Raw genomic sequence first — 23721 nt, forward strand, 5'->3', positions numbered from 1 at the left:
GTTGCTTAAATTTTATCTTTAGGTAAGACTTAAAGGAGGAGATGCTCTTTAGTTACTAAAAATGCAATCAAATATATTCTAATATTGTATAATATAATCACAAAAGTATGTCATTATATTAGTAAACACTATATACCAAAAGAGTTTGCGGAATTATTATTTATACACGAGTTTTAACTTCTGACCTAAAAGGTGATTTAAAAAATTAAATTGAATTTCTTAGATAATATTATAATGATAAAGGAATAATATTAGATGAAGTTATTGAGGCTTTAATAAAAGATTAGAGAGGATGAAGAAGTTGAAAAGAGCATATAAGATGGAGATTAATCCTACTGATGAACAAAAGTCTAAAATACACCGAACTATTGGCGTATCAAGATTTGTGTATAATTTTTATATTGCTCGTAATAAAGAAATTTACGAAAGAAAAGGAAAGTTTATTAGTGGGATGGATTTTTCAAAATGGTTAAATAATGAATATATCCCTAATAATCAAGAGGTAAAATGGATTAAAGAAGTATCTTCAAAAGCTACTAAACAAGCTATTATGAATGGAGATAAAGCTTTTAGAGATTTCTTTAAAAAAGCTAAAGGTTTTCCAAAATTTAAGAAAAAGAAAAACCAAGATGTAAAAGCTTATTTTCCTAAGAATAATAAGACCGATTGGACTTTAGAAAGACATAGAGTAAAAATACCAACACTTGGATGGGTAAGATTAAAAGAGTTTGGATATATTCCTATAAATTCAGTAGTTAAAAGTGGTACAGTTAGTCAAAAAGCAGATAGATATTATGTATCTATACTTGTTGAAGAAGATGATAAAAAAGTATATAAATCTACTAATGAAGGTTTAGGTATAGATTTAGGAGTAAAAGAATTTGCTGTATGTAGTGATGGAAGTAAGTTTAAAAACATAAATAAAACTTCAACAGTTAAGAAAATCGAAAAGAAACTAAAAAGAGAGCAAAGAAAACTTTCAAGGAAATATGAAAGCTTAAAAATAAGAAATAAAAATATAAAAGAAGGGAGAGCTACTGGTCAAAATATTCAAAAACAAATAGTCAAAGTACAAAAACTTCATCAGAGATTAACAAATATAAGAACTGATTATATAAATAAAACAGTATTTTCAATAGTTAATCAAAAACCAAGCTATGTAACTATTGAATATTTAAATGTTAAAGGAATGATGAAAAATAGGCATTTATCTAAAGCTATTGTAAGTCAGAAGTTTTTTGAATTTAAAACTAAACTAATGTCTAAATGCAAACAAAATAATATAGAACTTAGAATAGTTGATAGATTTTATCCATCATCAAAGACTTGTAGTAATTGTGGAAAGATTAAGAAAGATTTAAAACTATCAGACAGAATTTATATATGTGATTGTGGATTTACTATTGATAGAGATTTAAACGCAAGTATTAATCTTAAAAATGCTGAAGAATATAAGATAGCTTAAAATCAAAAGCACTTATATATGTACGGAGGGCTAACTTCGGAATTTAAGCCTTTGGAGAGCCATACCAAATCGTAGTAGCTTAATGCAAGGCGAGGTTCTATGAAGAAGGAAAATTCTCAATATGGATATGTTTGACCATATTTTGAGTAGCAGTAGAGATGGAGTTAAAGTTAAGATGCAATTATAAGGAAAGTAATGATGAATTAAAGCAAGTTGAAGAAAAAAATCAAAGTGCAGATGCTTTTTGTTTTAATTGTGAAAAAGGTTTTAGTGTAAATGATGGAGGATACTTCATAGTAGATGAACCATATTGCTCTTTAGAATGTGTTATAGAGGCAATAATAAAAGAAATAAATAGTGAGCTAATGATTAAAAAGATGCATAGAGATAATATTGATCTAAAATATTTATATAATAGTTCAGCTAAGAAAAATTTACTTCACTTAAAAAATCATTATAATTTAGACTCTACTCAAAAGGAAAGAATAATAGAATTTACTAAAGAAAAGGGAGCAGTATATTTAGTAGAATTTTTAGAAGAAGTTTTATATGATGATTAAAATTTAAATAATATATTGGTTTTAAGTAATGTTTTAAATTAGAGATAAGATAATATATGTATATAAAATATATGGGTTAAAAAAGTGTGTAACTATTAGTTATGCATTTTTTTTATTAATTTTAAATTTTAAGGTGAAAACTAAACTAACAGGATTTTAATTAATTTAAAATCGTTAAGCTTGTGTAAAGGAAGTGGTATTAAAATAATTGGAATGCTAAAATATTTAATGTATTTACATAAAAATTAAATTTTAAAAATGTAAAATAAGGAGAATATTATGATAAAAGTACTACTTGTTGAAGATAATATAGAGATTAGTGAAAATATAGTTGAGTATTTTAAAAATGATGTGGAGATAGAATGCGTTTATGATGGATTAGATGCTATAGAATATTTAAATACATATTATTTTGATATAGTCATATTAGATTTGATGCTGCCAGGCGCTGGAGGTATGGAGGTATTAAACTTTATTTCAAAGAAGAGGCTAAATACAGGGGTTATAGTTCTAACTGCAAAAGAAGAGCTTGGCGATAAGCTTAGAGCCTTTAATTTAGGAGCTAATGATTATTTAACTAAACCTTTTTTTATGGAAGAATTAAAAGCAAGGGTAAATGTTATACTTAAAAGCTTAGGAAAGATAAAAGATTCAAACATACTTCAGTTTAAGAGTATGGAAATAAATATGAAGACAAAGAAGGTTTTTATAAATCATAAAGAATTAGAATTAAATGAGAAATTATTTAATCTATTAGAATATTTAGTAATAAATAAGGGAGTTGTACTTTTTAAAGAGCAACTTTTTGATAATATATGTGGATATAATAGTGATGCATCTACAGAAATTATAGAAGTTTATATGAGTAGACTCAGAAAACAATTAAGTCCCTTTGGATATGATAAATATATAGTTACTAAAAGAGGAATGGGATATTTAATAGATGAGAGCATAGAGGATTAGAAAATGAAGAGAAAAGATATATTCTTTAAAACAAAGAGAAGTGTAACTTTAATTAGTGCAGGAATAGTTTTTTTCTGCCTTTTAATATTTGCAATTATAACCACAACATTATATACATCTAGAGTATTTGTAAATGTTGATAATAGCTTAATCCAAGAGAAAGAAAAGGTTCAAAAAGTATTAATTCCTAATCCGCAGGATAGACAATTTTTTGAAATTGGTAAAAATATTTTACCTCCTACTCCTCCTAATATTATATCTATTTTATATAGAGGAGATAGGGTTTTATCAATGAATCCTAATCCTTATTTTGATGAAGATAATTTACCAGATTTAGGAGAAGAATCTAAGAGTAAGGTAGAACAAATAACCTTTAAAGGTTATAAGTTTAGAGGAGTTACCATATCAAGTAGAGATATAAGAGTACAATTACTTATGAATATTGATTCTGAAGTTCAATCAATAAACCAATTAATAAAAACCATAATAATGGCTTTAGTAATATTAATAGGAATTGCATTAGTTTTATCATATATTCTTTCTTCAAAGGTAATAAAGCCTATAAAGAAAGCTTATGATAAACAAGTATTTTTCGTTCAAGATGCATCCCATGAGATGAAAACACCTTTAGCTGTTATAAAAGGCAAATTAGAGCTTTTAGCAAATTCTTGGGACGATAAAATAGAAGATCATTTTGAACATATTTCTAAAATGATGAGTGAAGTTAGAGATCTTGAAAAGCTAAATAGTGACTTATTATTATTATCAAAGGAAGATATAGATAATAGCGTAAATATATTATCCTTTGAGCTAGAGGAATTTATAGAAGATTTAAGTGAGTTTTATGTTGATTTAGCAGAAGTACAGGAAAAGAATTTTATTGTAAATAGACCTCTTACTCCTGTAATAGTAAAGTGGGATTATAGTAAGGTAAAAAGAATGCTTATAATACTTCTTGAAAATGCATTTAAATATACAGAAGAGGGTGGTAAGATAAGCCTATCTTTTGAGGAAGTAAATAAAAATATAAAGATAATAGTTTGTGATAATGGTATAGGAATTAAAGAAGAGGATATAGGACGTATTTTTGATAGATTTTTTAGAAGCGCAGATGTTAGAGGAAAGAATATTAAGGGTAGTGGAATTGGATTAAGTTTATTAAAATCTATTGGCAAGACCTTAGGAACAGATATAAAGTTATATTCAAAATATGGTATAGGAACAAAATTTGAAATTACAATACCTAAAATATTAAATTAATACTTAACAAAATAATTAGGTAAATTAAATTTAAAAATAGTAGTTTTATTAAAACTAAGAAAATAAAAACTTATAAATATTATGAAGATGATAGCTAAGTTAGTTTTTGATCAATTATTTAGATTAGCTCTTTTCTGATTATATTTATAAGTTTTTTTGCTTTTAGAAAAATTTTTTATAAGCGTTAAGGAACTATTAAGGTTAGCTATTTAAAATAGATTTTGATGAGAGATTGGAGGTGAATTTAGTGAAGGAGAAAAAGTTTAGACATGAGATTAAGCATTATATAAATTACTCAGATTATAGAGCAATTAAAAATAGATTAATGCATATTATGAAAATTGATGCAAATGCTAGTGAAAATAATGAATATAAAATACGAAGTCTTTACTTTGATAATTTAAATGACAAGGTTCTTATGGAAAAGATTAATGGAGTAAATTATAGAGAAAAATTTCGTATAAGATTTTATAATGATAATCACTCTTTTATTAAACTAGAAAAGAAATCTAAGATAAATGGATTATGCTCAAAGGATAGTGAGTTAATAAGTAAAGAGGAATGTGAAAAAATTCTTAAGGGAGATATAGAATTTTTAAGATATAGTAATAAACCTTTATTTATTGAATTTTATTCAAAAATTAAGGGGGATTTATTAAAGCCTAAGAGCATAGTTGATTATGTAAGAGAAGCTTATATATACAGATTAGGAAATGTGCGTATAACCTTTGATAAAAAAATAAGAACAGGAATATACAGCACTAATATATTTGATAGTGAAGTACCTACAATAGAAGCCATAGATAATAATATAGTTGTGTTAGAAGTAAAGTATGATGAGTTTTTACCAGAATTAATACAAGATATTATTCAAACTAATGAGCGTAGAGCATCAGCTATTTCTAAGTATGCAGCTTCAAGAATATATGGATAAGCTTTTTATAAGGTTTGTTTAAATTAAGATAAATCAGAAAAACATGCAAAAATACATTAGTTTAAAATATAGGATTAAATTAGGAGGATAAATAAATGAGCAATCAAGCAGTTAATTTTAGTGACATATTTAAATCAAGTTTTGTTGATAAAATGACATCTATTTCATTTTTAGACATGTTTATAGCAATGATCCTTTCTTTTGCAGTAGGATTATTTATAATGCAGGTTTACAAAAAAACATTTAAGGGAGTTATGTATTCATCAACTTTTGCAATGTCTTTACTGGCACTTACTTTAATAACTACATTAATTATACTTGGAGTTACTTCTAACGTAGTTCTTTCACTTGGTATGGTTGGTGCACTTTCTATAGTTCGTTTTAGAAGTGCTATAAAAGAACCTATGGATATTGCATTCTTATTTTGGTCAATAAGTGAAGGTATAGTTTTAGGTGCTGGCCTTATTCCTTTAGCTATTTTAGGTGCCGTTTTTATAGGAATAGTAATGGTTCTATTTGCTAATAAGAAAACAACAGATAATCCATATATATTAGTGGTTAATTGTAAAAATGATATTAGTGAAAATAGTGTACTTAACATACTATCTAAAAATGTAAACAAATATTGTGTTAAATCAAAAACTATTTCTCCTTCAAATGGAATTGAAATGACAATAGAAGTTAAGTTAAAGAATATAACTACATCCTTTGTTAATGAAGTATCAAAAATAGAGGGAGTTTCAAATGCTGTTTTAGTTAGCTATAACGGAGATTACATGGCTTAAGCTTTAGTTTATATAGATAAATACAAGTAGGAGAGGGTAAATTTATTCTCTCCTATTTTAAATAAATTGAATTTTTGTAAGGAGGGTGAGTTTAAGTGATAAATGAAAAGGCAAGTAAATATATTTCTTTAATAAGTATTTCCTTAGCTGTCATATTTGTTTTTGTATCCGTATTTGCTTTAAAGTCATTTAATTCTACAGAAGCACTTAGTACTAGTGGACAATCTTCTACTATTGATACGGTTTTAAATAAAAATATTGTAACTGATATAGATATAAAGATAAAAGAAAGTGATTGGGAATGGTTAATTGAAAATGCTACAGATGAGGAATATAGAAGTGCAGATATAACTATAAATGGAGAAACTTTTTATAATGTTGGGGTTAGACCTAAAGGAAATTCAAGTTTATCCTCTGTTGCAAATGATGATACAACAGATAGATATAGTTTAAAAATAGATTTTGGACAATATGTTGACGGACAGACCTATCATGGAATAAGAAAACTAGCTTTAAATAATAATATATCTGATGCCACTTATATGAAGGAAGCAATATCTTATGACATATATAATTTTCTTGGGATTCCTACTCCAGAGTATTCTTATTCAAACATAAAGATTAATGGAGAACAGTGGGGATTATATTTAGCATTAGAAGTAATTGAGGAGAGATTTGTTGAAAAAAATTATGGTGAATTAGAAGGTAATTTATATAAACCTGAAACTATGGGAGTAGGGGCTAAAAAAGATGAAGGAAATAAAGACGCCATGCCTGATATGAAAAATAATCAAGGAAAAGAAGGGGGAATGATGAATCCACCTAATATGCCTAACAATGAAGGAAATAATAAAGAGGGTAATAAACCTATGAATATTCCTAATGAAAATCAAAATATGGCTGGCAATATGAATAAAGAAAATGCAGGAATGGGACAAATGTCTCCTATGATGGGAGGAACAAATAATGAAGGTGCTGATTTTAAATATATAGATGATAATATTAGCAGTTATTCTACTTTAAGAGATAGTGCAGTATTTAAGAGTACAACGGATGAAGATTTTGAAAATGTAATTGAAATGATGAAAAGTTTAGAAAATGGTAGGGATATAGAGAAATATTTAAATGTTGATGAAGTTCTTAAGTACTTTGCAGTAAACACTTTCTTAGTTAACCTAGATAGTTATTCAGGTGGAATGTATCATAATTATTATCTTTACGAAAATAATGGAGTTTGTGAGATACTTCCATGGGACTTAAATTTATCCTTTGGAGGATTTGCCACAAATAGTGGAAGCAGAGCTGTAAATTTCCCTATTGATTCTCCTGTTACAGGTAATTTAGAAAATTTCCCTCTTATAGGAAAACTTTTAGAAAATGATGAATATAAAGAGAAGTATCATGAGTATTTAGAAAAGATAGTAAATGAATATTTTAAAAGTGGTATTTTCAATACTACAGTTACCAATAATGATAAGTTAATAGGAGATTACGTAAAGGTTGATCCTACAGCATTCTATACTTATGATGAATACAAAAATGCCATTAAAGAGTTATTAGTTTTTGGAGAGGATAGAACAAAGAGTGTAGAAGCTCAGTTAAATGGAGAGCAAACATCAACGGAATATGGAAACATTGAAACTTCATTAAATTTAAAAGCCTTAGGTGAACAAAATATGGGTGGAAAAATGCCTAATGATAAGATGAATGAAGAAAATTTAGCGAATAATAATGAAGAAAATAATAATGGACAAGCTATTCCAGAAGGTGGAAGACCTTTTAATGGAGGAAACATGGGAGAAGCTCCTAATAATATTAATAATCCTAATGGTAATATGGATAATAAAATACCTAATATGGGAAACATGCCTACACAAGAAAATATACAAGAGGCTATGAAGATATTGAATAACAGGGATTATTCAAGCTTAAGCGAAGAGGAAAAGAAACAATTAAATGATTTAGGAATAAGTGAAGAAAATATAAATATGTTTAATAATATTCCTAAACAAGGAGAAAGAGGAGAAGTTAGAGAAACCTTTAATAAAACATATTATGTAATATTTGGAGTGGTTCTTTTAACACTATTAATTTCCCTAGTTTTTGTAACAAAGTATAAAAGAAAAAGATACTAAGTATATTAAAAAGCTACACATAAATGTGTAGCTTTTTCTTTTAGGAACATATAAAAATAAAATTACATATTATATAACTAAAGTATTTTTATAATAATTAATTATCAATTGATAATATAAATTATATATATGCCTTGATTTTATATATTTTATTTAAGTTTTAATATATTAATTGATAATATTAGGGGGATAAATATGGAGTCAAGATATTGTGAAGCAAATAAAGTAACAATTATATCTATATTATGGAATATAGTTTTAGCTATAATCAAAATATTAGCAGGTATAATAGGAAAGTCTAATGCTATGATAGCAGATGGTGCACATTCAGCATCAGACATTATAAGCTCTGTAGGAGTATTAATTGGAAATAAAATAGCAAGCATACCAAAGGATAAGGGACATAATTATGGACATGAAAAAGCTGAAACTTTAGTATCTTTTTTATTAGCTATCCTACTAGTAATTTTATCTATAAAGATTGGGTATAATGGTGTTTATTCACTTTTTCATTTAAATGAAGTTCAAATTCCAACTGCCTTTCCTTTAGTTGTATCAGTTATATCTATTATTATAAAGGAATATCAGTATAGAATTACTATTAAGGTAGCTAAGAAAACAAATTCACCGGCACTTAGGGCTGATGCATGGCACCATAGGTCAGATGCTTTATCCTCAGTTGCAGCTTTTATAGGAATAGGTGGAGCTATTTTAGGGTTTAAATCACTAGATTCCATAGCATCAATAGTTGTTGCTCTTTTTATAGCAAAGGTAGGAATTGAAATTTTAATAGGTTCAGCAAATGAGCTTATGGATATTTCTATTGATGAGGAGAAGGAAAAGGAAATAAAAACTATAGTAGATGAAATTGAAGGAATTAAGTCTTTAAGAGATATTAGAACAAGAAAGTATGGGGCTATGGCTTATGTAGATTTAGTAATATGTGTTGATAAAGATATTTCAGTTTTTGAGGGACATAGGATTGCTAGTGATTTAGAGAATCTAATATTAAAAAAAATGAAATTTATTAAAGGTGTTACTGTTCATGTTGAACCTTTAATATAACTTTAAGATTTATATTTATAAAGTAATTTTAATAAGGATAGATAAACTATCCTTATTTTTTATATTTATTTAATATGTGGTAACTAAAAAGTGCCTAATTGTTTAAACTAATACAAGTTGCTAAAATTAAATTAACTTAAGAGAGAATAATGTATTTTATAAAGAGATTTTAGGATGAATTTATATAAAAATTAATATTAAAAGTTTGGAGTGAGAAGAATGAATAAATATGAATATATTATAATAGGATTTGGAAAAGGTGGGAAAACACTTGCTGGTTACTTAGGAAAACTAGGTAAAAAGGTTGCTATAATAGAAAAATCAGATAAGATGTATGGTGGAACATGTATAAATGTTGGATGTATTCCTACAAAAACTTTAGTACATAAAGCAAAAGTGTCCTTATATAAAGGGTTAAATACCTTTGAAGAAAAAGCAAGAGAGTATAGAAAATCTATAGAAGAAAAAAATGCTTTAATAGAAGCTTTAAGATATAAAAATTATAATATGCTAAATAATAATGAAAATGTAGATGTATTTAACGGAACAGCTTCATTTATATCAAATACAGAAATACTTATTAATGGTGAAAAAGAAAATATAATTTTAGAGGGAGAAAAAATCTTTATAAATACAGGGGCTACTACTATAATTCCTAATATACAAGGAATAAAAAGTAGCAGTAAAATATATAACAGTACTACCATAATGGAATTAAAAGAATTACCAAAACATTTAGTTATAGTAGGTGGTGGATATATTGGATTAGAATTTGCATCAATTTATGCAAGTTTTGGCTCAAAAGTAACAGTAATAGAGGCCTTTGATAGAATTGCTGGTAGAGAAGATGAGGATATTTCTAAAAGTATAAAAGAGATTCTAGAGAAAAAAGGAATTGAATTCTTATTAGGATCAAAAGTTAAATCTTTTGAAGAAATACATGGAGAAGTTGAAGTTTCTTATGAAAATAGCTTAGGTAAGTTAAATAAAATTAAAGGAGATGCAGTTTTAATAGCTATAGGTAGAAAACCAAATACTGAAGAATTAAATTTAGAGGCTGCAGGTGTTAAAGTAACAGAGAGGGGAGCTGTAGAAGTTAATAATAAACTAAAAACAAATGTCCCTAATATCTGGGCTATTGGAGATGTTAATGGTGGTCCTCAATTTACATATATATCTTTAGATGATTTTAGAATTATAAAAGACAATTTATTTGGAGAAGGAAAGAGAAGTACTGATGATAGAAAATTTATTCCATATTCAGTATTTATTGAACCAAACTTATCTAGAGTTGGATTAAGTGAAAAAGAAGCTTTAGAAAAGGGCTTTGAAATAAAAACTGCTAAATTAGATGTTAATACTATTCCAAGGGCAAAGGTTATTGGAGAAACTGAAGGAATTATGAAAGCTATAGTAGATGTAAAGACAAATAAGATATTAGGTTGCACACTTTTATGTGCAGAATCAGCTGAAATAATAAATATAGTTACCTTAGCCATGAAAGCTGATGAGGATTACACTTTCTTAAGAGATAATATATTTACTCATCCAACTATGAGTGAGGCTTTAAATGATTTATTCTCATTAATTTAGTTAAAAATTATAATTTTATATTATGATATTAAAAAAGTGGATTCTTAAGGAATCCACTTTTAATTTTTTATAAGTTCATACTAACTTAAAGATGTTCTTCCTATAGAAGTATTATCAGATTTTCTATCTCTTAAAGCAACAATTGGATTTTCTTTTGTTTCAAATCTATAATCTTCATTATTTTTTGAAATAAAATCAACTATGACCTTATGACTTGGAACATCTTCAACATTTTTATTAACTTTATTTTGGAATTCATGGAACGATGAATCAGGACCTAATTTACTTACATCAACATAATCATCTTTTATAGTTGTATTATTAACAGTATTATCTAATATATCTCTAACATAAGATATATTTTCTCCAAGTGTTAGAAGTTCTGGGAATTCACCATTTGGAATAACTTCTTGCCATTCTTTATTTTCATATTTTTTAAGAAGATCACAAGCTTTATGTAATTGAGCAACTTCCTGAACGAAGCATTGTTCCCATAGTCCTTTAATATATGGATCAACTTCAGAGTTATAGCAAGAATAATATAAATATGCTTCAGTGTATTTATGCATAAGTAGATTTTCAAGCCATGTACAATTAGGATCTAAAAGACTTCCATAGTGAGAAACGTGTTGTTCTTCTATTAAGCCTATTTCTTGATAAAGATTTCTTCCAATATCACTAGTATAGAAACCTGCTATATTCATGTAATAATTCATAGTTTGTTGTTCTGCCGCAGTTATTATTGATATATCTAGTTTAGTAATAAGATCTGCTGTTTTAAAATCAACAAAGTTTCTTATGTTGTCAGCGGGGCATCTATGTTCAGATATGGTTGGTCTACCTGGCATTATTTCTGTATAATGTCCAACTAGATTTTCTGCTTTTGTTCCTTCTTCCATAAATAATAAATCTGAATATCTATATAAATGGTCAAAATCTTCAAGTAATGCAAAATCTAAAGCTTTTTTAACATGTTCATTAGGTTCACGCTTTGCAAGTCTAGCAGTTAAATCTACAGCTAGTTGTTCATAACTTATAGTAGTCTCTAAAATACTTTCATTAGCAGGTCTTAGTGAACTAATTAGCATTTGTTGCTGTTTATCTAATCTTCTAGCAAGGGCAAGTTCTCTTCTAAGTTCATTGTTATTACAATTTCTAGAGAATTGATGAGAAAACCAGTTTGCTTCAAATTCAGCTCCATTCATTAAAATTATTCTAGTTTTTGTATAAGGATCAACTTCGTTTTTATTATAAGGTTTTGCGTAAATATTTCTCCAGTCTGTAAAATAGTCTTGGATTTTTGAGCTTTTTTCTAAAAATGGATTCATAATAAATAAATCACTACCTTTCCAAATTTTAATATAATTTTAGTATTACAAAATCCTTTTTTAGTATTCATTAATTATGAAAATAATCATTTATTTGTAATCATATGGTACAATTAACTTAATAAAAGACTATTTGGAAAGAAATATATATTATTAAGGGGGAACTTATTTGAGAATAATCGATATTATATTAAGCATAACTATATTGATTAGTAGTGCAGTTAATACAATTATTGGCAAAGATAATAAACTAATGAACTATTCAGAAGATAAATTAAATGAATTAGAAATATATAATTTTGCTAGTTTAGAAAAATTTATTTTAGAAAGAAATTTTGAAAGTTTATTAGATAAATCTAATAAAGTATTTAGCCATAATATTGAGCAAGACTTAATAGATAATCGTTCAAATGTGGAAGAAGATAATTCATATTCAGAGACTAATAGATTTAATAGAGAAAATCATTTAAAGGACTCTGTTATTAGAGATGGATATGGTGCTTATATTGAAGATGGTTACATAAAATTTGGAGAAAAAAATAAGAGCTTAAGAATTTTTACTAAAGGTAATTATGAAAATGGTGGAGTTAAATTAGAGGTAGCTGTCAATGATTATGATGATACTAGAGAGATTGAAAATACTTATGGTTATTTAGTTGGAGAAGAACCAATTAGTCTAGGTGGTTTAGATAGTGGTTATTACTTTGAAACGGTAATAATAAAAGGGGTAATGGTTGAATATCCTAATATAGTTGTTTTAGATGAAAACTATCAATTAGATGATAAATCAGCACTTTCTTTTAAAAGTAAGGATGGACTAATAGAGTTTTCTTTAATTAACCTTAAAAATTATAATGATGATGACAGTAAGTTTCTTTATAAAAAAGAAACTAGCTATGGAGAGGTATTAGAATCTATGTGTGGTGATGATTGGTTTTACTCATATACTAAAAAAAATGGTGAGATTATATATAGTTTAAAAGTTTTAGATGGAGATAGATTAAAAGGATTTTCTTATAAGTTTCCAGTTCAATATAAAGATGAATTTAAACCTATTATAGAACGAAGTAGAAAAACCTTTGAAATGTTTAATGGTTTTCCAAAGAGTATAAATTAAAATATATTTTAACAGTATAATTAAATATAAGTTTAATGTATTAAAAAGTTTAAGAAGATAGGGGTAATTTTATGTATTTATCTCTATCTTTAAATTTTTTATAATAAGGTTTAGGTAAAATAGTAATTAACTTTTTAGTTGAATTATTTTATAATATAGATTTAAAAGTAGAGTAATAGTAGGTATAAGTAGTTTAGAATAATTTTATTGAAAATAAGGAGGGATATGCCTTTGAACTTAGATATTTTTATGAAGAACTTAGTAAGGCGAACTTCCAGTTTTACTAGAGAACAAGGTAAAAAGTTAATTCAGGAAGCATATGTTAAAGATGTTAAGGGTAAGAGCATAGATGGAATTTATCATATTTATGGAAGTGTATTAAATGATGATAAAAACTGGGATTATAATACACACATAAAAATAAATATGAAAAATAGTGATATTATGGGTACTAATTGTAGTTGTGAAACCTTTAAAGAGAATAGTAAACATATAAAAAATTATGTGTGTAAACACATTTCAGCAACTAATGATGTTTTTTATTCCTTAGCAAAGAAGAAGATGCAAAAGAATAAATTAAAAAGTAATAATAAGCCTAAATTAGTTAAAGAGAAAAATGAGGAGCATAAAGGAAAAGAAAAGCGATTTTTATCTTTAGATATAAATATTAAGCACATGGTAAAAGAGGGAATTACTTTATTTAACTGTGAGTTTAGAATTGGTGTAGGAAATTTAAATTTAATACTGGATTTAAAAGATTTCTTATATAAAAATAGCTTAAAAAAGCCTTTAAAATTTAATGATGGATTTACTTATAATCCATTAAAAGATGAATTTTTAGATGAAGATAAAAGAGTTCTTCAATTTGTAGCAAGCCATAAGGATATGATAAGTGGAAGATATTTAAGGCTTAAACAAAATAATCTAAAGGATTTTCTAAAATTAATAGATGAAAAGAAAAAAATAAATTTTAATTTTAACTCAATTAATTATGAGGTTAAGGTGAAAAAGGAAAATGTTCCAGTAGCCCTGACTTTAAAGGAAGGCAAAGAGGGATTTGTATTAAGTCACCATAAGAAATTCCCTGTTCTTTTAAATAACTTAGGAGATGTGATGTTTTTTGATAGAAATTTATATCTTCCAAGGAAGAGACAGTTAGAATACTACATTCCAATTCATAAGTTGTTTCTAAAAAATAATACAATCACATATAAGAAGAGCTTAGAGAATTTAAGAAGTCTATTAGAAGAACTTAAAAACATAAGCAAGAATATAGTTCTAGATGAAAATGTTAGAGTTTTCAAAGAAAAGCTTATGAAAACAACCTTTAATTTATATAAAACTGAGGGAAAAATTTATTGTAATGTAAAGATTGATTATTGTGGATACATAATTGATTTAATAAGAGATGAAAAAGATAATAGCTTTTTAAGAGATTTAAAAAGTGAGAAGTATATAGAATTTCAACTTGAAAGATTTAAGTTCATAAAGAGAGAAGAAGATTTTTGTTTTATAGGAAATAAAGAGGAAATGTATGAGCTTTTCTCTAAGGGAATTAAAAGGCTTAGAGAACTTGGAGAAGTTTTATTATCAGAAGAACTTAAGGAGTTTAAGGTTTTAGATTCATCCCTTATTTCATCAGAACTTAAAGAGCTTAGTAATTTCTATAAGCTTAAGTTTGACTTTGGAGATTTTGAATTAAGAGAACTTAGGGAAAGCGTAGAGGCTATGAAAAGGGGAGACCGCTTTTATAGAACTAAGAAGGTTTATTTAGATTTAGAAGACCCTGGTATAGTAAACTTTTTAAATCTTTTAGAGGATTTAGGATTAGAAAATATAAAAGATAATGAAGTCTATATAGATAAGAGTAAGGTTTTATATATCCAAGAAAAATTAAAGGATAGAAATCTCTCTTTTATAAAAGGGGGAAATGTTCTTCAAGAAATAGTAGGAAAGCTTCTAAATAAAGAATTTAAGAGAAAGCTTCTTCCAAAGGCTTTAAATGCAGAGCTTAGACCTTATCAAAAAGAGGGGTTTAAATGGATTAATGAAATTACTGATTTAGGTTTTGGTGGAGTTTTAGCAGATGATATGGGACTTGGTAAAACCCTTCAAATAATAGCTTTTTTATTATCTCAGAAAAAAAGCAAAAGCATAGTAGTTGTTCCAACCTCTGTTATATATAACTGGATGGATGAGTTTGAAAAGTTTGCTCCAAGTATAAGGGTTGGATTAGTTCACGGTAGTAAATCTAAGAGGGATAAGGTTTTAAGAGATTTTAAAAGAGGACTTGGTATTAAGATAGAAGAGGAGAATTTAAAAGAAAAATCCTATGAAAAATATGATGTTTTATTAACTACCTATGGAACCTTAAAGAATGATGAAAAAGCTTATGAAAACTTAAGTTTTGATTATTGCATAATAGATGAGGCTCAGAACATAAAGAATCCATCAGCACAAGCAACTTTATCTGTTAAAAATATTAAATCAAGATGCAATATTGCCTTAACAGGAACTCCTATAGAGAATAATTTAATGGAGCTTTGGTCAATATTTGATTTTGTTATGCCTGGATATTTATTTACTAAGGAGAGATTTAGAGAAAGATTTATTTTAGATGAAAGCAATTTAAGTGAATTAAAATCTTTAATAACTCCTTTTATTTTAAGAAGACTTAAGGAAGATGTTTTAAGTGAACTTCCAGAAAAACTTGAGAAAAAATACTTAGTAGAAATGAAAGGAAAACAAAAACAGTTATATAGTTTCTATGTAAAGGCAATAAAGAATCAATTAAATGAAAATAAAAGTTCTGAAAAGAGTGGAAGAGATAAAATTAATCTATTTGCCTATTTGACAAAATTAAGAGAAATTTGTTTAGATCCTTCACTAGTTGTACCAGATTATACTGGAGAAAGTAGTAAGCTTACTGTGGTAAAAGAAATTGTAAAAGATGCTAGTGAATCAGGAAAGAAGATTTTACTATTTTCTCAATTTACTTCAGTACTACAAAAAATAGAAGAGGACTTTAAAAAAGAGGATATTTCTTATTTATACTTAGATGGAGGAACTTCTGCTAAGGATAGAGTAGAGAGAGTTAAAAAATTCAATGAGGATAGTAATATTAAAGTGTTTTTAATATCTCTAAAGGCTGGGGGAGTTGGACTAAATTTAACCTCTGCCAGTGTGGTTATACATTTTGATCCTTGGTGGAATCCAGCCGTAGAAGACCAAGCTACAGATAGAGCACATAGATTTGGACAAGAAAATAAAGTTGAAGTTATAAAGTTAGTTGCAAAGGATACTATTGAGGAAAAAATAGTATTAATGCAGGAGGATAAAAGAGAACTTATTCAAAGTTTAATGGATGGAAAAACTATGGATGGTAAGGGATTAAAACGCCTTACGGAAGAAGAAATTAGTAAATTATTTGAGTAAGAATTTAATAAAAGAAAAAAAGCTAAGATATTTAAACATCTTAGCTTTTTTTCTAATCTTACCATTATCTGTAGTTGGTGGCAAACCAAGTTAGAGAGTTTAAAGAAATAAGACTAAAATTAATCTTATTTATACATAAAAATCATCCAAGTTATTTTTAAAGCAAAGAAGGTTGTTTACTCTAAAAATACAATATAAAAAACAGGCTAACAGAAAATCCGAAAAGTTTATAGTATAACCATACGTTCCTAAAGTATGTTATTAAAATTTAAATATACTATAATTACATTATAAACTACTATTTGCAATATATAAACTAATTTTTAAAATTTGGTTAAAATAAATATTTTTACTAAAGAAAAAAAGGATAATTTTATCTTAGAAAGAAACTATTATTTAGGGAATTCTAAGGGATTTATAGATAACAGAATTTTAATAGTAGTAAGAGGGAAATAGTACTATTAAAATTATAGTTGAATATGAAAAGGGGAAATTTATGAAATTAGAAAGAAAAAATAGTGGGATAATATTTCTTATATTTGGAGTTGTTTTTGTTTTAAACGCCTTAAATCCAGTAATGGAGTTACTGTATATTAAAGCTAAGGGAGAAATTGCAGAGGCAAAAATAGTTGCATATGATTTTATTCAAAGAAGTAGCAGAAGTGGACGAGGGAGTTCTTATAAGTATATCCCTATAATTGAATTTTTTGATGGAAAGGAAATTGTACAGGTTCCTGTAACAATGAATTCCTTAAATGAAGAATTAGATATAATAGGATTAGATGTTAAGGTTAGTTACTTGAAAAATACTCCATCTAAGGTAATAATAGATGATAAACTATTTTGGTTATATGAGATATCTAATTCTTTAGTAGTTGTTGGCTCTTTTTTATTAATGGTTATGCTAAGTCAAATGTCTGTAGAAACATATAGAGGAAGAGAATTAACCTTTAATGTTCCTACAAAGAATAAAATAATATTTTTGATTTCAGGATTGCCAGGAGTTATAGGGACATTTCTCAGTTTTTACTATGGCTTTATTACATTAAAATATAATGGGCTAGGTTTTACTTCGGGAACCTTAATATTATCTTTGTTGATAATAGGGGTATATCTATTGGGAATAGTTAATTTTCTTAAAATAAAAAATAATTATTGGGGTTAGATTTTATTATAAATTCTTTGAATAGTTAATTTAAAATTAATGTTAACTAACTTGATTTTAGGAACTAATAAATTATGTTAGTTCCTTTAATTTTTACATATTTTTTTCTGGTATATTAGTTTTGAAAGTTATTCAGTAATTCTGTTATAATTAAGCAGATGAATTTAGAACTAATATAAATAAGAATTTAACTTTAGGAAGGAATGTTTATAATTACTAATGAGAATAAACAAGCTTTTTAGCAATTTTGGGATATGCTCTAGAAAAGAAACTAATAAAATTATTAGAGAGGGAAGGGTTATTGTTAATGGCAAGCCATGTATTGAGGGGCAATGGGTTGAATTAAGTGATGAAATACTTTTAGATGGAAAACCCTTAGTTCCAAAGGAAAAGATTTATATAGCACTTAATAAGCCTGTAGGAGTTGTATGTACTGCTGCAGAAGAAGTTAAGGATAATATAATAGATTACTTAGGGATAGATGATTATGTTTTTCCAATAGGAAGACTAGATAAGGACTCTCAAGGATTAATAATTTTAACTAATGATGGAGATTTAGCAAATGAAGTTTTAGCAGCAGAAAATAACCATGAAAAGGAATATATAGTAACCTTAGATCAACCTTTTTATGATGATTTTATTGAAAAGATGGAGCGTGGTGTTGAAATATTAGGACAAGTAACAAAACCTTGTAAACTAAAGAGAATAAATGAAAATACCTATTCAATAATATTAACTCAAGGGTTAAATAGACAAATAAGAAGAATGAGTAAGGTTTTTGGCTTTAATGTAGTTAAGTTAGAGAGAATTAGAATTCTTAATATAACTCTTGAAGACATAGAATATGGAAAGTGGAGATATATAAATAGGGAAGAAATTGAGATTTTAAAAAAACTTATAAAATAATTAAGGGGATAACAATGGAAAATAATAAGGTTAAAGTGTGGTTTTTAAAGTTAGTTGTAAGTTTAGTGTCTGTACTAATTATTTATACAATTGCATCTGATTTGTATAAAATAGCTTATCTTGAATTTAAAGGAGTAGAAACAACAGGAAAGTTAATAACTTTTAATGAAAAGATTAATTCGGGAAAGTTTAAGTCAAAATCATATACTCCCGTTGTAAGGATAAAGGTTTACGGACAAGAGATTGATGTTCCTGCAAAGTTAAATAAAATTGATAAAGACTTAGTTGACTTTGTTGGAGATGAAGTGAAAGTTAAATATTCTTCTAAGGATTATAATCTTTTAATTATAAATGATAAAAAATATCTTTTAAATAGAATTAATTACATGCTACTAACAGTTCAAATTTTAATATTTGCTTTATTATCTGTTTGTATGAAGGCTACTTGTGGAGAAGATGGTAAAGTAAAGTGGATTATGAAAAAGAAAAATCCATTTTTAAATTTAATTTTTCTTATTCCTGGAGTAATATTTTCATTTTCATGGATTTATTATCAAATAATATTAGGGAAGTATGCCATGGAACAGTTTGACTTTATAGGTGCATTAGGTACATTTATGTTTTTATTAGTTTATATTATTATTGCTTATAGTTTTATTAAAAGTAATAAGAAGTTTCATAAAGTTTAAACAAAACAATGAAAAGCTCAAAATAAACTAGAAAATTATATTTATTAAAATAGTTTGTAGGGTTGACACTTTGAAATTAATTGCATAGAATGAAATTAACAATAGAATATTAATCGGTAGGTGAGGTTACCACCGGGATACGGATTGCTGCCGCAAAATAGTGGAGACACTATGAGAAGGTTAGCAGGCTATGTCGAGAAACAAGGCATAATCTAATGCAATTTCATTGCCCAGTGAAGCTAAAACTTGAACGATATTATACTTAAGCAAATTTTTTGCTTATAGTTTTATTTTGTTTGAATTTAATCCTTACCTAATTTTAGGTGAGGATTTTTATATTTAAATCAAAAATTATTTGAAATTATTTTAAGAAAGTTGAGGTGGTAGTAATGGATACGGGGAGTAGTAGAGGCATAAAAGTCACAGGCGAAGTACTTTTTATAAAAAATGCTTTAAGAATATTTTATTTCATATTCTTACTGCCATTTTTTACTTAGCTTAATATAATTAAATAAGGTAAAAGTATACTTTTGTCCTGTACAATGTCTTTACTTCCTAAAAATTATTTAGAAAATTAGGAGGTAAGAAGGATGAAAAAGAGAACAGAACAAAAAGTTATAAGTGAAGTTTTAATCAATGAAAGATTAATAAAATCAAGCAAGATGATCAAAGAAAATTTATTAAAGGAAATGAAAAATACTTTAAATGGATATAGCAAAGAAGAAGTTGAAAGAAGAATTCGTAAATATGGCAAAAATGTAATTTCACATGAAAAGGGTGATTCAGTTTTAAAAAGACTTATTGAATCCTTTGTTAATCCATTTACAGTTGTACTTTTTATTCTTGCAATAATATCAGCATTTACAGATATTATTTTACAAGCTCCAAAGGATAGGTCCTATAGCACAGTAGTAATAATAATCACAATGGTTACTATTAGTGGAATATTAAAGTTTGTTCAAGAAAGCAAATCTAATAATTCAGCTGAAAAATTAAAGGATATGATAAAAACAACAGCTACAGTTGAAAGAAGAGGTAAAAAAGAAATTGAGCTTTCACAAATTGTACCAGGAGATATAGTTTATTTATCTGCAGGAGATATGATTCCAGCAGATGTAAGAATAATATCTTCTAAGGATTTATTTGTTAGTCAAGCTTCATTAACAGGTGAAAGTGAACCAGTTGAAAAGTTTAGTAAAGAAATAAATTCTAATATAAATAGTCCTTTAGAAAGTACAAATTTAGGCTTTATGGGAAGTAATGTAATAAGTGGCTCTGCTATTTGTATTGTAATTTCAACTGGAGATTATACTTACTTTGGTTCTATGGCAAATACAATTACTAATGACAAAGTTGTCACTAGTTTTGAAAAAGGAGTAAATTCAGTTTCTTGGTTATTAATTAAATTCATGATGTGCATGGTACCAGTTGTATTTTTTGCAAATGGATTAACTAAGGGAGATTGGGGTGAATCATTTTTATTTGCATTATCAGTTGCAGTAGGTTTGACTCCAGAAATGTTACCTATGATAGTTACAACAAACCTTGCAAAGGGTGCTGTTAAAATGGCAAAGAAAAAAACTGTTGTAAAGAGTTTAAATTCAATGCAAAATTTTGGAGCTATGGATGTGCTTTGTACTGATAAAACAGGAACATTAACTGAGGATAAAATTGTCTTACAATATCATCTTGATGTTCAAGGAAATGAAAATGAAAGAGTTCTTAGACATGCTTTTTTAAATAGCTTTTTCCAAACAGGATTAAAAAATCTTATGGACTTAGCAATAATAGATGAAGCTAACAAATTAAATCTTAGTTATTTAAAAGAAAAATATACTAAGGTTGATGAAATACCTTTTGATTTTAATAGAAGAAGAATGAGCGTTGTAATAAAAGATAAGAAAGGTAAAACTCAACTAATTACTAAAGGGGCAGTTGAAGAAATGCTAAAAATTTCTTCAAAGGTAGAATATAGAGGAAAAGTTGAAAGTTTAACAGAGGAAATAAAAAAAGAGATATTAGAAATAGTTGAGAGATTAAATAGTCAAGGTATGCGTGTCATTGCAGTTTCACAAAAAACTAATCCTTCTGTAGAGGGTGTTTTTTCAGTAGCTGATGAATCTAATATGGTTTTAATGGGATATCTTGCTTTTTTAGATCCACCAAAGGAATCTACATTATCTGCAATTAAAGCTCTTAATGAAAATGGAGTATCAGTAAAAGTTTTAACAGGAGATAATGATGGGGTTACAAAATGCATTTGCAAACAAGTTGGAATAGAAGTAGAAAATATTCTTTTAGGATCACAAATAAGTGAAATGGATGATGAGGAATTAAAGAAAAAAGTTGAAAAAATTAATGTTTTTGCAAAGCTTAGTCCAAGTCAAAAGTCTAGAATAGTTAGAATACTTCGTGAAAATGGACATACTGTTGGTTTCATGGGAGATGGAATTAATGATGCAGCAGCAATGTGTGAAGCAGATGTAGGAATTTCAGTAGATACAGCGGTTGATATTGCTAAAGAATCAGCAGATATAATACTTTTACAAAAGGATCTTATGGTATTAGAACAAGGGGTTATTGAAGGAAGAAGAACCTTTGGAAATATAATTAAATACATTAAAATGACTGCAAGTTCTAACTTTGGAAATATGTTATCTGTAGTTATAGCAAGTGTATTCTTACCATTCTTGCCAATGTTACCTATTCAAATACTAGCATTAAATTTAATCTATGATATTTCTTGTATTTCAATTCCATGGGATAATATGGACGAGGATTATTTAAGAAAGCCTAGAAAATGGGATGCTTCCTCAATAGGTAAGTTTATGATATGGATAGGTCCTACAAGTTCAGTTTTTGATATATTAACTTATATTATTATGTTTTTCATAATTTGTCCAAGCGTTGCAGGAGGACATTATGGTGCACATGGCGTAGATAATTTATTATTTATTTCAGTATTTAATACAGGATGGTTTGTTGAGAGTTTATGGTCTCAAACCCTTGTTATACACATGATTCGTACTCCTAAACTTCCATTTATAGAAAGTATTGCATCATTACCAGTATTAGCAATTACAACCTTATCAATAATTATTGGAACAATTATTCCTTACACTTTTTTAGGAAATTCATTAGGCATGAGTAGATTGCCATATACTTATTTCCCTTGGTTGTTAGGAATAGTAGTATGCTATATGGTTCTTGCAACAATAATGAAGAGTGTATTTAGAAAACATTATGGAGAGTTACTATAAAAAATGTATATAAATTTATCTACTTATTTAGAATAATAGTTATATACATTGTATTATTATATAAATAAGAGAATTATTAAATTTATAGTATGTATAAGAGGTGATGAGAATGGATATTTTATCAAAAAGCATAAAAAATAAGGTGGTTATAGTAACAGGTGGTACTAGAGGAATAGGATTTGCTACTGTGAAAAAATTTCTAGACCATGGTGCTAAGGTTGCTTTATGTGGTTCAAGAAAGGAAACTGTGGATAAAGCATTAGAAGAATTAAATCATATTAATCCTAATTATGATGCAATTGGATTTTATCCTAACTTATTAGATAGTAATGAAGTAAAAGAAATGGTAGATAAGGTTTTAGAAAAATGGGGAACTATAGATATACTTATAAATAATTCAGGAGTTAGTGATAATAAGTCAATATATACCCAAAGTGATGAGGATTTTTCAAAGATAATTGATATTAATGTGAAGGCTATTTTTAATTGCACAAAAGCTGTTTCAGAAATAATGAAAAATAAAAAATATGGAGTAATTTTAAATACTAGTTCTGTTGTAAGTTTATATGGACAAAAAACAGGAGTAGGATATCCTACATCTAAGTTTGCAGTAAATGGGTTAACAAAGTCTTTAGCAAGGGAACTTGGAAGGGATGGAATAAGAGTAAATGCTGTAGCCCCTGGAATTATTGCTACAGATATGGTTGCCGCTTTAGATAAGAAATTAGTAGATCAAATAGCTCAAAATGTACCTTTAGGAAGAGTTGGAGAGCCAGAAGACATAGCAAATGCTTTCTTATTCCTAGCCTCTGATATGGCAAGTTATATAAGTGGAGAAATATTATCTGTAGATGGTTCTGTAGTACTTTAATATTTTAAATTTAACACACAAAGTATATAGATTTAAATCTTAAGTAATAAATATTTCATGGCAGTAAAATCAATTGAATTATTTGTAAATTATATGTTAAGGATACTTAATTTAAAATAAGTATCCTTAATTTTTTATATTTAAAGTATAATATGGTAAAATTTGATTTATTTAGCTGCTAGGTATAAAC

Annotated in this window: 17 protein-coding genes and 1 riboswitch; of the genes, 16 read left to right on the forward strand and 1 reads right to left on the reverse strand. The window is 27.0% G+C overall.

The window, feature by feature from the left end; all coding sequences use genetic code 11:
* The first annotated feature begins 301 nt into the window (after window positions 1-301).
* The 9 genes from GOM42_RS05730 (at window position 302) to GOM42_RS05770 (ending at window position 10760) form a co-directional block, all read left to right on the forward strand.
* Window positions 302-1465 (forward strand): transposase, encoded by a 1164-nt coding sequence (locus GOM42_RS05730; RefSeq protein ID WP_334203882.1) that lies wholly within the window; start codon window positions 302-304, stop codon window positions 1463-1465.
* Between the two features lie 158 nt (window positions 1466-1623).
* Entirely contained in the window at window positions 1624-2025 is a 402-nt protein-coding gene (locus GOM42_RS05735) for a hypothetical protein (RefSeq protein ID WP_049039700.1), read from the forward strand.
* A gap of 279 nt (window positions 2026-2304) precedes the next feature.
* Window positions 2305-2988 (forward strand): response regulator transcription factor, encoded by a 684-nt coding sequence (locus GOM42_RS05740; protein ID WP_003456343.1) that lies wholly within the window; start codon window positions 2305-2307, stop codon window positions 2986-2988.
* A gap of 3 nt (window positions 2989-2991) precedes the next feature.
* Window positions 2992-4248, forward strand: a complete 1257-nt coding sequence (locus GOM42_RS05745; protein ID WP_049039701.1) for a HAMP domain-containing sensor histidine kinase — start codon at window positions 2992-2994, stop codon at window positions 4246-4248.
* Between the two features lie 247 nt (window positions 4249-4495).
* Window positions 4496-5182, forward strand: coding sequence for a polyphosphate polymerase domain-containing protein (locus GOM42_RS05750; protein WP_003456340.1), 687 nt, complete (start codon window positions 4496-4498; stop codon window positions 5180-5182).
* A 95-nt stretch (window positions 5183-5277) separates the two neighbouring features.
* Window positions 5278-5967 carry a DUF4956 domain-containing protein gene (locus tag GOM42_RS05755; protein WP_003456146.1) on the forward strand — a complete coding sequence of 230 codons (690 nt, stop codon included), beginning with the start codon at window positions 5278-5280 and terminating at the stop codon, window positions 5965-5967.
* Between the two features lie 95 nt (window positions 5968-6062).
* A complete protein-coding gene (locus tag GOM42_RS05760; protein ID WP_057231311.1) occupies window positions 6063-8102 on the forward strand; it encodes a CotH kinase family protein in 2040 nt (679 codons plus the stop codon).
* Between the two features lie 195 nt (window positions 8103-8297).
* A complete protein-coding gene (locus GOM42_RS05765; RefSeq protein ID WP_025648854.1) occupies window positions 8298-9167 on the forward strand; it encodes a cation diffusion facilitator family transporter in 870 nt (289 codons plus the stop codon).
* Window positions 9168-9386: 219 nt separating this feature from the next.
* Complete coding sequence (locus tag GOM42_RS05770) at window positions 9387-10760, forward strand: FAD-dependent oxidoreductase (RefSeq protein ID WP_110077406.1); 1374 nt, start codon at window positions 9387-9389, stop codon at window positions 10758-10760.
* A gap of 80 nt (window positions 10761-10840) precedes the next feature.
* Here GOM42_RS05770 and GOM42_RS05775 read toward each other — a convergent pair whose 3' ends face one another.
* Window positions 10841-12088, reverse strand: a complete 1248-nt coding sequence (locus GOM42_RS05775) for a hypothetical protein (RefSeq protein ID WP_110077407.1) — start codon at window positions 12086-12088, stop codon at window positions 10841-10843.
* A gap of 169 nt (window positions 12089-12257) precedes the next feature.
* On the opposite strand from GOM42_RS05775, the gene GOM42_RS05780 reads away from it, so the two are divergent.
* The 7 genes from GOM42_RS05780 to GOM42_RS05810 all read left to right on the forward strand — a co-directional run bounded on the left by GOM42_RS05780 (window position 12258) and on the right by GOM42_RS05810 (window position 23531).
* Complete coding sequence (locus GOM42_RS05780; RefSeq protein ID WP_003456153.1) at window positions 12258-13205, forward strand: hypothetical protein; 948 nt, start codon at window positions 12258-12260, stop codon at window positions 13203-13205.
* A gap of 231 nt (window positions 13206-13436) precedes the next feature.
* A complete protein-coding gene (locus GOM42_RS05785) occupies window positions 13437-16640 on the forward strand; it encodes a DEAD/DEAH box helicase (RefSeq protein ID WP_003456371.1) in 3204 nt (1067 codons plus the stop codon).
* Between the two features lie 496 nt (window positions 16641-17136).
* Window positions 17137-17805: a DUF3592 domain-containing protein gene (locus tag GOM42_RS05790; protein WP_004457147.1), complete on the forward strand. Its 669-nt coding sequence runs from the start codon at window positions 17137-17139 to the stop codon at window positions 17803-17805.
* A 219-nt stretch (window positions 17806-18024) separates the two neighbouring features.
* Window positions 18025-18711: a pseudouridine synthase gene (locus tag GOM42_RS05795; RefSeq protein WP_003456143.1), complete on the forward strand. Its 687-nt coding sequence runs from the start codon at window positions 18025-18027 to the stop codon at window positions 18709-18711.
* Window positions 18712-18725: 14 nt separating this feature from the next.
* A complete protein-coding gene (locus GOM42_RS05800; protein WP_003456279.1) occupies window positions 18726-19400 on the forward strand; it encodes a hypothetical protein in 675 nt (224 codons plus the stop codon).
* Between the two features lie 105 nt (window positions 19401-19505).
* A riboswitch (M-box (ykoK) riboswitch) is annotated at window positions 19506-19664 on the forward strand.
* A gap of 326 nt (window positions 19665-19990) precedes the next feature.
* Complete coding sequence (gene mgtA, locus GOM42_RS05805; RefSeq protein ID WP_110077408.1) at window positions 19991-22660, forward strand: magnesium-translocating P-type ATPase; 2670 nt, start codon at window positions 19991-19993, stop codon at window positions 22658-22660.
* A 109-nt stretch (window positions 22661-22769) separates the two neighbouring features.
* Window positions 22770-23531 carry a glucose 1-dehydrogenase gene (locus GOM42_RS05810; protein WP_110077409.1) on the forward strand — a complete coding sequence of 254 codons (762 nt, stop codon included), beginning with the start codon at window positions 22770-22772 and terminating at the stop codon, window positions 23529-23531.
* Window positions 23532-23721: the final 190 nt, after the last annotated feature.

The organism is Clostridium sp. 16K-1-R1 (assembly GCF_023921145.1).
GTDB lineage: Bacteria > Bacillota > Clostridia > Clostridiales > Clostridiaceae > Sarcina > Sarcina perfringens.